The organism is Chloroflexus sp. MS-G, from assembly GCF_000735195.1.
Classification (GTDB): Bacteria; Chloroflexota; Chloroflexia; order Chloroflexales; family Chloroflexaceae; genus Chloroflexus.
In genome coordinates, this window is sequence record NZ_JPIM01000049.1 from 22,925 (window position 1) to 34,817 (window position 11,893).

General features: G+C 53.9%; 11 protein-coding genes and 1 pseudogene. 5 read left to right on the forward strand and 7 right to left on the reverse strand.

From position 1 onward, the window contains the following. Positions 1-5: 5 nt before the first annotated feature. A complete protein-coding gene (locus tag JE47_RS0110555) occupies positions 6-1,997 on the reverse strand; it encodes a M15 family metallopeptidase (RefSeq protein ID WP_031459723.1) in 1,992 nt (663 codons plus the stop codon). Between the two features lie 205 nt (positions 1,998-2,202). Here JE47_RS0110555 and JE47_RS0110560 point away from each other — a divergent pair, with 205 nt between their 5' ends. After that, the gene (locus tag JE47_RS0110560) at positions 2,203-3,033 is read left to right on the forward strand and encodes a CAP domain-containing protein (protein ID WP_031459724.1); all 831 of its coding nucleotides are present in this window, start codon (positions 2,203-2,205) and stop codon (positions 3,031-3,033) included. A gap of 156 nt (positions 3,034-3,189) precedes the next feature. Here JE47_RS0110560 and JE47_RS0110565 read toward each other — a convergent pair whose 3' ends face one another. Together JE47_RS0110565 and JE47_RS0110570 are read right to left on the reverse strand one after the other, a co-directional pair. Then, positions 3,190-3,921, reverse strand: coding sequence for an amino acid hydroxylase (locus JE47_RS0110565; RefSeq protein WP_031459725.1), 732 nt, complete (start codon positions 3,919-3,921; stop codon positions 3,190-3,192). Positions 3,922-4,006: 85 nt separating this feature from the next. Further along, positions 4,007-4,324: a metal-sulfur cluster assembly factor gene (locus tag JE47_RS0110570; RefSeq protein ID WP_031459726.1), complete on the reverse strand. Its 318-nt coding sequence runs from the start codon at positions 4,322-4,324 to the stop codon at positions 4,007-4,009. 90 nt (positions 4,325-4,414) lie between these two features. Between JE47_RS0110570 and JE47_RS0110575 the strand changes: the two genes are divergently transcribed. Further along, on the forward strand, positions 4,415-6,037 hold the full coding sequence (locus tag JE47_RS0110575) for an aspartate:alanine exchanger family transporter (RefSeq protein ID WP_031459727.1): 1,623 nt from the start codon (positions 4,415-4,417) through the stop codon (positions 6,035-6,037). Positions 6,038-6,200: 163 nt separating this feature from the next. Here the strand turns inward: JE47_RS0110575 and JE47_RS0110580 are convergent, their stop codons facing one another. Next, the gene (locus tag JE47_RS0110580) at positions 6,201-6,779 is read right to left on the reverse strand and encodes a DinB family protein (RefSeq protein ID WP_031459728.1); all 579 of its coding nucleotides are present in this window, start codon (positions 6,777-6,779) and stop codon (positions 6,201-6,203) included. Positions 6,780-6,796: 17 nt separating this feature from the next. Continuing rightward, entirely contained in the window at positions 6,797-8,164 is a 1,368-nt protein-coding gene (locus JE47_RS0110585; RefSeq protein ID WP_031459729.1) for a dipeptidase, read from the reverse strand. A gap of 82 nt (positions 8,165-8,246) precedes the next feature. On the opposite strand from JE47_RS0110585, the gene JE47_RS0110590 reads away from it, so the two are divergent. Next, a complete protein-coding gene (locus tag JE47_RS0110590) occupies positions 8,247-9,008 on the forward strand; it encodes a TspO/MBR family protein (RefSeq protein WP_051871131.1) in 762 nt (253 codons plus the stop codon). A 116-nt stretch (positions 9,009-9,124) separates the two neighbouring features. After that, positions 9,125-10,111: a hypothetical protein gene (locus JE47_RS0110595; protein WP_031459731.1), complete on the forward strand. Its 987-nt coding sequence runs from the start codon at positions 9,125-9,127 to the stop codon at positions 10,109-10,111. Between the two features lie 83 nt (positions 10,112-10,194). Here the strand turns inward: JE47_RS0110595 and JE47_RS0110600 are convergent, their stop codons facing one another. Together JE47_RS0110600 and JE47_RS0110605 are read right to left on the reverse strand one after the other, a co-directional pair. Then, the gene (locus JE47_RS0110600) at positions 10,195-11,073 is read right to left on the reverse strand and encodes a fructosamine kinase family protein (RefSeq protein ID WP_236631201.1); all 879 of its coding nucleotides are present in this window, start codon (positions 11,071-11,073) and stop codon (positions 10,195-10,197) included. A gap of 106 nt (positions 11,074-11,179) precedes the next feature. Further along, positions 11,180-11,443 (reverse strand): PspC domain-containing protein, encoded by a 264-nt coding sequence (locus JE47_RS0110605; protein ID WP_031459733.1) that lies wholly within the window; start codon positions 11,441-11,443, stop codon positions 11,180-11,182. Positions 11,444-11,633: 190 nt separating this feature from the next. Between JE47_RS0110605 and JE47_RS0110610 the strand changes: the two are divergent. After that, a pseudogene (locus JE47_RS0110610) lies at positions 11,634-11,893 on the forward strand (hypothetical protein); the annotation flags it as partial.

Sequence of the window (11,893 nt, forward strand, 5' to 3'; positions counted from 1 at the left end):
TTTGCCTAGCGGGCAACTGCCCATTCAAAATGCATACCATCACTGGCGCCTTTACCATCGTAGTTCCAGTGACCTCCCCAGAAGAAGCCAAGTGCATTCGCGATTGGTACTAGCTCACGCACCGAACCACGATCACCAACCAGAGCTGCCGGTTTGTAAAAGCCATTCCACTGCGCATTGATATCGAACGCCGTTCCGTAGGCATGATTACTCAAGGTAGTCGGGTTGCTACGGATCGTTCGCGGCCACCATGCACCATCGAAGGTTAGTACAAGGTGCAACAACCCGGTATCTTCCCAGGCCTGCCACAATCGGCGCAATTGATCGGCTGCCAGTCGGTGAAACTTGATCCTCCCACCATTGGTATTCCGAAACCGTGCCAGTTGTGGAATGGACACCTCAATAAGATGCCGTTCAACCCAATCGTTGGTGATGATAATATCATCACCGCTCTTACGTACCCATTCAATGTTGCCTAACACACGCTCGCGCTGACCGTTACGGTCGGTCAGGATATTGAAGTCGGGCTTAGGCGGCCAGTTGGGATCACGCCGTGGCGCACCTGCCCTTACCACCTCTGGCGCATTGAGAATGTTCACTGTAGGCGGTTGTACAGGTCCGGCAGGTGGTTCCGGTACAGGTGGTGATACCGGTGGCGTCGGTGGTACCAGTGGTGTCGGCGCTTTGGGCTGCCAGGCCTGTACCTCTGCTGGACGCGGTAAATCACTCATTCGGCGAATAACACCATCTGAACCACGGTAGAGCGTATCGTAAGCAAAGACCTGGACATCAAACGATTGCCCGTTGATCGTTTCGCGTATCACTCCACTTAACGGTGTCCCTAACTTCAGTTCTAACGCCCGTTGGTGAAACGGATTGGTAGAATCATACGGCACTCCGGTTACTTTGTACGTTTCGGCCCAAATTTGGGCATATTGTGGACTGGACGGATCGGTCAGACTGAGAAAGAAACACCCTGCTTGCTGACTCATTGGCGTATAGAGCGTATCACCGGCAAAGACCTGCACCGCAAAAGCTCGATCCGCAGTCACATAATTCCCACTGAGAGCCGGCCCTAATTTTGCCTGGAGCGCCACAAAGTGAAACCGCCAATCAGCACGAAACTCAGTCTTGCCTTCAAGTGGGGATCGGGTCGCACTGGTCTTTAACGCACTACGATAACCGGCCTCGATAAGCGCCCGACTAACACCACCGGTTGGAATGGCGCCCATGTCGGGACCGAGCAAACCGGCTAACGATTGCACCACAGCGTATTGCGTTCCTTCGTTGAAAATTGTGTCACGGGCAAAGACTTGAAAGTTGTAAGTCTTCCCGTCAGCCACTACTGGCGGCGGTTCATTAGGAGCTAGCGGCGCACCAATGTCGAATTTCCCCCAATAGAGCGAGAAGGCCTGATTGAGACGTAACTGTGCACCCCGCTGACGCCAGGTAACTGTTGCCAGAGCCACCCACAACTCTTGCTCTGGTGAACGAGTACCGCTCCCTAATACCACATCACCGGCGACCGACCATACTGGCGGCGAAGGTGGGAGATACGGTTGCAGACGCATCCGCCCTGCGTCATCAGGAACAACCGTACATACATCGGCGAGTGAAAGGTGAGATTGTGCAACCAGAGCCGGTAACCAATCGGCCAACACACTTGCTTGCACTTCACTCAGGTCAGTAACGTTAGGAGCTTCCACACTTACAATCACAGCAATCCGATTGAGATTCCGCATCCGTCCTCGCCAGATAGCCCGTCCCAATCCATCACCGGCGCGATTGATCGTCAACAATTGCGCTAACGTTCCATCACGGGCAAGATAGAAGTGGGGCAACAATGATGTTGCAGCATGCTGGTAATCAGCAACAGCGATGACTGCTGGACGTTCATCGGCGACCACAACGATTGCCGCTATCTCGTGACCAGATCGAGATGTACCGGCACGTTCCAGGTGACCAACCGCAGTGATCGGTATATCGGCAAGACTCATTGTATGCTCCTTGAGCGGTTGCAAATGCTTCTGGCTCATCGTAGCACAGGCAGGCAGAGAAGGCAACGACGAGTTGACGGTACGACTTGTCGTGGAAGTCCTATTACACAACAGCCAAATATGGCTATTGCCCGGCAGAAGGAGGAATGCTTATGCTAAAGGTATAAGCGTTATGTGCGAGAAATGTTTTAGGAAAGGCTATCCGATGTATCGTCAAATCTTCCTCTATGCGGTCATCGCCTTCGTGCTCGCCCACTTGCCGGCACATGCTTTCTCGCAAGCGCATGGTCCAACCAACACTATTTTCATCCCGCTGGTAACGAATAGCCTGCCGCCACTTTCCACCAACTGGCTTGAACGGGTGAACGGTTACCGACTGCGCGCTGGCGTACCACCAGTTCATGAAGATGCAACATTGAATGGTAACTGTTTTGAACATGCCCGCTACATGGCCGAGAACAACCACTTGACCCATAATCAGAACCCTAGCCTACCATACGCCTCACCGGCAGGACAGATTTGTGCGCAAAGGGGCAATGCATGGATTGGTGGAGGTATTGCCTGGGAACCGGCCCATGCGATTGATGGCTGGATGCGCTCGGTTGGTCACCGACTCTGGCTACTCTACCCAACCACACCAACCTTTGGTTTTGGCTTCTACACCACTGCTAATGGGGCAACAAGTGCGGCTGCGCTCGATGTGCTGTCGTATTTCAACGATGGCGCTGACTATCCCAACTGGCCGGTGCGTTATCCCGGCCTTCATCAGACCGACGTTCCGCCAACGAAGTACCCGATAACGCTGCAATGGCGCTATTTCGGCGATACACCGGTAGTCAACAGCACGGCATTACAGGTCGTCGGTGGCAGTAGCATCGCCCACAGCGTTTCAACCTCGTTACCAGTCGGGCATAAAGGGATCGTCATTACCCCAACGGTAGCTCTGCCGCCTAGCAGTCTGATCGAGGTGACGGTGAATGGATCATACGCGGGGCAACCATTTAGGTATACCTGGCAGTTCCAGACAGGGCATTAACATGTTTCTTCCCGCGACTGATCACGATTTGGCCTCAGCACGCTCTGTGTCTCAGTGGTACAAGATAACCACCGAGACACAGGTGGAAGAGAGTGACAAACACGATGGATTCAGTCGGGGAAACTACCACCTCGCAGAAAAGACCAGCAGTTATTTTCAAATCTGTACCGCTGGCAAGCCCTCCATGGCGGCATAATCACGTAGGATCGCAGCAACGTGCTCCAGGTCTTCCAGAATGAAATAGGTTTCGTGCATCGAATAGGCAGCTCCGGGCGTATTTGCAACCCGCCGAATATCAAATGGCACACGCGGTGTATCTGGTGCAAAGGCATGATCGAGTTCACCAATTGACGACAGAAGACCGGCGCCAAAAGCCTTTAACCCACCATCTTCTCGAATCAGCCCAAATTCGATGCTGTACCACCAGAGACGGGCTATTTCCAGACGTTGCCGCTCGTCACCGGCAAAATAAAGAGGCCCAAAAGCCTGGGCAATATCGGCAAAGCGCTGATCGGTAAAAAATGCCAGATGACCAATGTACTCGTGAAAGAGATCGGGCAGCGGCGTAAAATCAAGCTCGTCCATGCGTCGAATATAGTTGGTCACCGGGAAGCGCCGTTCGGCGATGTGCTCAAACCATTCAGTAGGGTTGAGATACTCATTTTGCGCATCGCACAACGTCCAGCCGGTCATTGCTGCCAGACGTTCGCTTACCTGTACCGGATCGGGGAGACGCTGGAGATCAAGGTTCAACTTCCGAAATCCTTCGCGGAAGAGGCGGCAGGCGTACCGCTCAAGCCGGGGAACCTGGCGCGCACAGAGCGTTGCCCAAACCAGATGATCTTCTTCGGTGTAAGCAGGCATAGCGGGCGGAGCAATTGTTGTCATACCAATACCCCCTTGTATTGTATGGTGCGCTATCAATAATAACAGGCGGCGAAGGTCGCCCAACCCTCGCCGCCTGTTGACCACATTAGAAGAAACCCAGTTCCTCGCGCGCCTCTTCCGACATCATCGACGGATTCCAGAAGGGCGTCCAGACCAGATTGATCTTGACGTTCTCAAGCTCTTTATAAACCTCTTTCAACGACATCACCTCCCGCCGGGCCTGTTCGAGAATCTGCGGCCCTGCCGGACAGGCTGGCGTGGTCAAGGTCATATCAATATCAACGGTTTTCCCGTCATCGAGAATGTCAATGCGGTACACCAGCCCAAGATTGACCACATCGAGGCCAATCTCTGGATCGACCACGTTTTTCAGTGCTGCCCGAACCATGTCTTCGGTAATCATACGATCCCTCTTTCTTAACCGTTGGTTATCAACTGCATGATACCATACACGGCGGACAACGTTAACACTTCTTGGTAAGGAAGAACCATTATGATCGACATACTTGCCAGTAACCCGCTCTTGCTCCTGTTTACCGTATCGGCAATTGGCTATCTCATCGGACGGATCAAGATTGGCGGTGTCAGCCTCGGTGTGGCGGCTGTGCTCTTCGTCGGGTTGGCCTTTGGCGCTATCGATCAACGGTTACGCCTGCCTGACATCATCTACCTGCTCGGCCTGGTCATCTTCGTCTACACCATCGGCCTGAGCAGTGGTCCCGGCTTCGTTTCGTCATTCCGCCGGCGCGGGTTGCGCAACAATCTGTTTATCGGTGGGTTGATTGTGGTTGCAGCCGGTATTGCGGCACTCTTACGCATTCTGCTCGGCTTGAACGGTGCCCAAACAGCCGGACTCTTTGCCGGCAGTTTGACCAACACGCCAGCCCTGGCCGCCGTGATCGAACAACTGAGTCGTCTCGGCGCCGATGAGACATTGCGCGCCGAACCGGTAGTTGGTTATTCGGTGGCCTACCCGGTTGGCGTACTAGGCATGATCCTCTCGATCTACCTGACCCGTCGCCTCTGGCAGATTGATCTACAGCAGGAAGTACAGCACCTGCGTGAATTTGGCGCCATCGGTGATCACCTGGTCAATCGCACAATTCGGGTCACCAATCCCGCAGTCCAGGGTCAAACCATCGCCGAACTGGTCAAAACACGGGGTTGGAACGTGATCTTCAGCCGTCTCCAGCACGATGGTCGAGTGGAATTGGCTACCAGTACAACCCAGCTCGCAGTAGGCGATCTGATCAACATCGTGGGCACGCCAGCGATGGTCGAGCGGGTTATCGCCGATCTTGGCGAACTGACCAGTACAGAATTGACACTCGACCGCCACACCCTTGATTTTCGGCGCGTCTTTGTCTCAAATCCGGCTGTTGTTGGCGTACCGTTACGTGATCTAAACCTGCCGTCGAGCATGGGTGCAGTGATTACCCGCATTCGACGAGGTGATGTTGAGCTTTTACCCCACGGTGATACCATCCTCGAACTGGGTGATCGAGTACGCATCGTTACCCAACGCGACAATATGGATCGGGTTAGCGCCTTCTTCGGCGACTCCTACCGCTCATTAGCCGAGGTCGATGTAGTTTCGCTTGGTCTGGGGACTGCACTCGGTATGCTGGTAGGTCTGATCCCAATCCCACTACTGGGCAGCGGGAGTTTTTCGCTGGGATTGGCCGGTGGCCCGCTGGTTGTTGCCCTCTTCCTTGGCTGGCGCGGGCGTACCGGTCCAATCGTGTGGAGTCTGCCGTACAGCGCCAATCTTACATTACGTCAAGTTGGAATGACTATGTTCCTGGCCGGTGTCGGCACTCGTTCCGGTTATAGTTTCGTCACGACTCTTACACAGGGAAACGGCCTCATTCTGTTTCTAGGCGGAGCACTCATCACAATACCGGTCGCTATGCTGACTCTGTTTATCGGCTACAAGCTGCTCAAGATACCGTTTAGCGTACTGACCGGGATGCTGGCCGGATTACAAACCCAGCCAGCGGTGCTGGCCTTTGCCAACGAACAAGTTGGTAACGAAGCACCAAATATCGGCTACGCGATGGTCTTTCCAACGGCAATGGTGCTAAAGATTATCTTCGCGCAGATTTTGTTGGGATGATTCCATTCAGCATACCGGCGAGACGGGCGGGTTGAGCACCCGCCCCTACTCTAGGCAAAAAGAGTATATTTAGCACGCACTATGGAGATCTGTCAGGTGTGCGCCGTAATGCGAACAGCGAGTTTAGCATACGTATCCTGTAGGCGAGAATGCAGACAACCAATCACTCCTCACGTTTCCCCGCCCTTGCCTGGCGTACAATTTCGGCAATTTGACCAAGATGGTCATAGGCATGAGCGAGACCCAGAACATACCGACCACGGGCATCAACCAGTGATGCACCGGGCCACGGTTCAACCATATATTCAAGATGCGGATGGTCAGGCCACATCTGTAGCGAGGCATGCAACATCCGCCGACTTTCAGCCAGCCGTTGTCGTACCTGTGCTATCGAGGTCACCGTCTCCCATGGCACTTCGTACCGAGAACGGCCGTGGAACGGTACGCCACGCGCCATCTCGGCTGCCAGGAAAGCCGACTCTTCACACGAGGCTGTTAGATGCACGATCACGTGAGCGAGCGTCCAGGCTTGATTAACGGCGGCGGGATCTGTTGCAAATGGATCGTGGGCGTTTGGATCAACAGGTTGAAACGTCACATCAGCATCGGAACAATCGGCAATCAGCCGTTCGATTGTATCGTACATTTCATCGGTCTCGGTGCGCAGATCGGCCACCGTGAGATCACGAACCAGCTCTTGAACGGTTCGCTCTTTTCGGTAGAGAGCAGCGTAATCAAGCATACCTGGCTCCTTTATACTTAGCGACCTAACCGTTCGAGCAACATACAGTACGCAGCCTGTCCTTTGCGGAAGCTGCTCAAACGGAAGAATTCGTCGGGCGCATGGAAACGCTCATCATCAAGGGCAAAGGCAAAACTGCTAGTATAAGCGCCAAGCTGACGCTGGAAGAGGGTACAAACCGGGATCGAACCACCACTGCGCACGTAGTACGGCTCACGGCCATACAACTCGATCAACACCTCACGTACAGCGATGTTCCCTGGATCGTCTTCGGGGATCAGGTAGGGATAGGCCTGAAACGCAAGCGGGGTCACTGTCACATTCACCCCAGGCGGTGTGTGACGCTTGATATGCGCTTGCAACAGCTCAAGAATAGTCTGTGGGTCCTGGTCGGGCACGAGCCGGCAGGTAATCTTGGCGTGGGCCTCAGCCGGCAAGACCGTCTTAATCCCTTCTTGTTGAAACCCGCCCCAGATTCCGTTCACCTCAAGCGTTGGTCGTACCCATTCGCGTTCACGCGGAGTAAAACCGGCTTCACCAAAGAGAGCTGGTACTCCCAGCGCGGCTTTCAGTTTCTCTTCAGAGAAGGGGATCGCAGCAACACGTTCACGGTCGGCGGGTGATAACGGTCGTACCTGGTCGTAAAAACCTGGAATGGTAATCATTCCATCATCTGATCGCATCGAATCGAGAATCTGAACCAGAGCGTGGATCGGGTTTTGCACGACACCACCGTACATGCCCGAATGCAAGTCCATCTTTGGCCCATACACATCGATCTGTACGCCGCAACCACCGCGCAAGCCGACCAGAATCTGGGGCTGATCTTCACTCCATTGCCCACCATCAGCACTCAATACCAAATCACAGGCAAAGCGCTCTCGTTCCTCCTGGAGAAACGCTGGAATCTGGGGACTCCCAATTTCTTCCTGGCCTTCAAAGAAAAACTTGACATTGACCGGCAGCGAGCCTCTGCTGCGCAATAAGGCTTCAACTGCCAGGATCGGAATGAGCATGTTGCCCTTGTCGTCACTGGCGCCACGGGCGTAGATTCGATTATTCTCAATATGCGGCTCAAATGGTGGATGCGTCCATAAATCGAGCGGATCGACCGGCTGCACGTCAAAGTGACCGTAGATCAAAACGGTAGGCTTACCAGGAGCATGCAGCCAATCAGCGTACACCACCGGATGACCGCCGGTCGGCAGAATTGCCACGTGCTCCATTCCGGCAGCGGTTAGCCGATTCGCAACCCACTCAGCGGCACGCAGCACATCACCAGCGTGCGCAGAAATGGCCGAGATGCTCGGGATACGCAAGAAGTCGACCAATTCGGCAAGGAAGCGGTCCTGGTTCGCGGTGAGGTAGTCTTTCCAGTCTGGCATAATGGTGCTCTCTCCTTTATAATGCAGGGCAGGCGGACGCACAGCTTTCGCCCCGGTATCCTCAATTATAACGGAGATTATTATGGCGACATCACTTGCGCGTCCAATATTTCACTGGCAACCAGTTGCCGTCATTCTGGGATTACTCGCGACGATTGCGGTGAACATTGCAGCCAATACGCTACCCCTCAATGGTCAGACCACAGGCGCCATTTCAGATCGGTACCCACTGCTCATAACACCACCCGGATATATCTTTTCAATTTGGGGCCTCATTTATGTCGGGCTGATCGGTTACGCTGTCTATCAGGCACTGCCTGCACAGATCAATAATCCGCGTTTGCGTTCCGCAGCCCCATGGTTTTTGCTCAGTTGTCTTGGCAACATCGGCTGGTTGTTCTTCTGGCACTACAATCTGTCACCGCTCTCGCTGCCAGCAATGTTGATTGTGCTGATCGGTTTGGTTGGGGCTTATGTGAAACTCCGTAGTCCTGGAACACCAACACCCGGCGAACGATGGCTGGTACAACCAACCTTCAGCCTCTATTTAGGATGGATTTGCGTTGCAACCCTCGTTAATGCGAGCGTCTTTCTCTACGATCTGGGATGGCGTGATACCGGCAACGGTGGCATAATTAGCGCCAGCGTGTTACTCATCCTGGCTGCCGGTCTGAGCTGGTGGTTTGCCCAACGTTGGCGCGATGCAGTCCTGCCGCTCGTTGTAGCCTGGGCAGCGAGTGGCATTGCGTTCAAGCAAGCTGCCATGATGCCACTGGCAACCATCGCCTGGATCGTTGTCCTGACCGCACTCGCCGCATCAGCATCGACACTCTTCCGTCGTTGAACATAGCTGGCAAGTGGTTTCCGTCAGATTTCTGTAATCTGATCAAACGGTGACGGTAGTCACGATCATCGTTCGTAAGCATAGGATGGTTCCTTTACCAGATCACGGAGCTGCTTATGACGATGATCAAGCGTTCTTACCTGTCACTATTCTCACTCTTATTCGTCAGCGTATTAAGTCTCATTATCATCACCTGGAGTTGGTCAGCCAGCGCCCAAACCGCCAGCCTGACCGTCTCACCAACTGTAGCCCGTCAGAATACGACAGTTACCCTGAGCGGTACCGGTTTTCTCCCTGCTGAAACAGTGAGCATTTGGATTACCTATCCTGATTACCGTGTCTACGGCGTCACCGTTATCCAGACCGACGAGCAAGGACGGTTCAATCACCCATACCTGCCCGATTTCCTTGGGGCAACCTTCACCCCAACCGGACGTTACGTCTATACGGCGCGAGGATGGCAGAGTGGGCGAGAAGCCTACGCCAGCCTTGAGGTAGACATTGCCCCAGCGCCGGGTGCATCACCTGCGGTACAGTTAACGGTCAATCAATCTGCTCAAACGCAAGGCAACACCTTTGTCTTTACCGGTAGCGGTTATCGGCCAGGTGAACGGATCGCTCTGTGGCTACGCTACCCAAACAACGCTATTGCCGATCTCGGTACTCAGGTGGCTGATGCCCAGGGACGGATCAGTCTGGCGATGCTGAGCAATCATATTCCAGTAGGACGTTACGCCCTGACGGCGCGAGGCTTACAGAGTGGTGGAAATGGAATTGTTGATTTTGAGGTGTTGGTCGGTGATACTCTTAAGCCTCGTGGTACAGGTCAGCTTAGCGTGGCAACGGGAAGTGGTCCACAACGCCAGGCTATCAGATTGAACGGTAGCGGCTTTCTGGCCGGTGAAGTCATTACGTTGTGGGCAACGTTACCCGATTATGCCACCGAATGGCTAGGAGATGTTACCGCCGATGCCGATGGAACGTTCACCATCGAAGTCTATCTGAGTGAACAAGACCCGGTCGGGCGCTATACGTTCAGCGCCTATGGCAATAGCAGTGAACGCCGGGCCGTCGTTGAATATACGTTATTACCTGGCCGATAAGGGCAAATAGCCATCACGGGCAATATCAATACTCAGGGCAGGTTACACTCCTGCCCTGCCAGTGAAAAGATGACAGAGACCAATCATCGCCGAGCATAGCGTCGGATAATGGCATCAACCTGCGCCCCGTACCCTTCGCCAAACAGATTTAAATGATTAAGCAGGTGGTAGAGATTATAAAGATCGCGACGGTCACGGTAACCGGGTTCGAGCGGCCATACCGTCTGATAGGCCTGATAGAAACGTGCGGAAAAGCCACCAAAAAGTTCGGTAAACGCCAGTTCAGCCTCACGATCACTGTACGAAACCGCCGGATCGATCAGCACGGGTGTACCGCCTGTCCCCGTAATCACGTTCCCACTCCATAGATCACCGTGAATGAGTGATGGGACACGCGCAACACCACTGAGCCAGTGGTCGAGGCGAGCAACAATGTTGTCGAGCGCTTGCCGACGGTGGCCTGGTAGCAATCCATTGCGGGCTGCCAGTTCGATCTGAGGAATGAGTCGTCGTTCGCGAAAGAACTCAATCCAATCGGTTTTCCATCCGTTGTACTGAGGCGTACCACCAATAAAATTATCACATTCCAATCCATAAGCAGCGGCAGTGCAACGGTGGAGAGCAGCCAGTTGCTCACCCAACCGGGCCTGATCCACAGCGTGACCATCGCCAATGATCCATTCACTGAGGAGAATGGCCGGTTGTTGTTCGTTGGCCGCGAGTGCCAGAATCACCGCCGGCACACGGATGGTATTGGTTGCAGCCAGTGTTCGCAGACCGTGCGCTTCAGCCATCAACATCGTGGCTGGCGATCCACCGCTGGCCCACTTGAGCGCAAATTGCTCGCCACCTAGCGTAAGGCGAACCAGTTGCGCGCCGAAACTGCTGTGCAGGTATTCAACCCGCTCAACAGGTTTGCCCAGGTGTGTAATGATCAGGTCGGTAACACTTGCCGGTAACATCGTCATACCAGAAAGAAATAAGGAGCAACAGGTAGGGATGCGTCCCCACTCCCTCAAGTTCATTCCTTCCTCTCCCAAATGGGGAGAGGAAGGAGAGACAATTCACCTAATCGCGTAGTTTCTGGCCTGTATACGGATCGTAGCGCCATTCACCGGTTGGGTCTTGTGCTGGCTGCGGAAATGCTACTTCCTCTTTCGGCATAATGATCCAGAGCACAATGTAGATAAGAGGGCTAAGTCCGCTCAGCACAGCTAATACGAAAATGAGGCGAACGATAGTACTGTCGATACCAAAGTAACGGGCGAGACCACCACATACGCCGCCGATTATGCGGTCGGTTGCACTACGAGTAAGACGGTTCGTTGTCATAGCGTTACTCCTTAATCGCTCAACAGATTTCCACTTCCTGCCTATACGACGTTGGCGAGATATGTTTGTTGCAGAACAATCCACGATCTTCTCATGATCACTTCATAATTCCTTCACAGTCTTGCTCTATTATGACGATAGCGCCAGTAGGTGCAACGAAACCGCAAATAACTGCAACGGAGGTGCAAGGATGAAACGGATGGTCTTACGTGCTTTGAGTAGTGCAGTGCTGGCATTGGCCCTCCTTTGGTTTTCACCAATAACGGCCCGTGCCGCCTATGAAGGAGTGACCGATTCAGCGTCAGTAGCGTTGGCGTATGGTCGTGGTGGTGGCGGGCGCGGTCTGGACAATGTGAGCGTGGGATACCTGATTCGCACGCTGAGTTCACTGACCGGGCTTGATCCTGTCACTATTCGCACCGAGTTACAAAACGGACGGAGTCTGGCCCA

What these genes read in the sequence shown, in the direction of transcription:
- JE47_RS0110555 (WP_031459723.1), bottom strand. Translation starts at nt 1,997, where the DNA reads ATGAGTCTTGCCGATATACCGATCACTGCGGTTGGTCACCTGGAACGT.
- JE47_RS0110560 (WP_031459724.1), top strand. Translation starts at nt 2,203, where the DNA reads ATGTATCGTCAAATCTTCCTCTATGCGGTCATCGCCTTCGTGCTCGCC.
- JE47_RS0110565 (WP_031459725.1), bottom strand. Translation starts at nt 3,921, where the DNA reads ATGACAACAATTGCTCCGCCCGCTATGCCTGCTTACACCGAAGAAGAT.
- JE47_RS0110570 (WP_031459726.1), bottom strand. Translation starts at nt 4,324, where the DNA reads ATGATTACCGAAGACATGGTTCGGGCAGCACTGAAAAACGTGGTCGAT.
- JE47_RS0110575 (WP_031459727.1), top strand. Translation starts at nt 4,415, where the DNA reads ATGATCGACATACTTGCCAGTAACCCGCTCTTGCTCCTGTTTACCGTA.
- JE47_RS0110580 (WP_031459728.1), bottom strand. Translation starts at nt 6,779, where the DNA reads ATGCTTGATTACGCTGCTCTCTACCGAAAAGAGCGAACCGTTCAAGAG.
- JE47_RS0110585 (WP_031459729.1), bottom strand. Translation starts at nt 8,164, where the DNA reads ATGCCAGACTGGAAAGACTACCTCACCGCGAACCAGGACCGCTTCCTT.
- JE47_RS0110590 (WP_051871131.1), top strand. Translation starts at nt 8,247, where the DNA reads ATGGCGACATCACTTGCGCGTCCAATATTTCACTGGCAACCAGTTGCC.
- JE47_RS0110595 (WP_031459731.1), top strand. Translation starts at nt 9,125, where the DNA reads ATGACGATGATCAAGCGTTCTTACCTGTCACTATTCTCACTCTTATTC.
- JE47_RS0110600 (WP_236631201.1), bottom strand. Translation starts at nt 11,073, where the DNA reads ATGTTACCGGCAAGTGTTACCGACCTGATCATTACACACCTGGGCAAA.
- JE47_RS0110605 (WP_031459733.1), bottom strand. Translation starts at nt 11,443, where the DNA reads ATGACAACGAACCGTCTTACTCGTAGTGCAACCGACCGCATAATCGGC.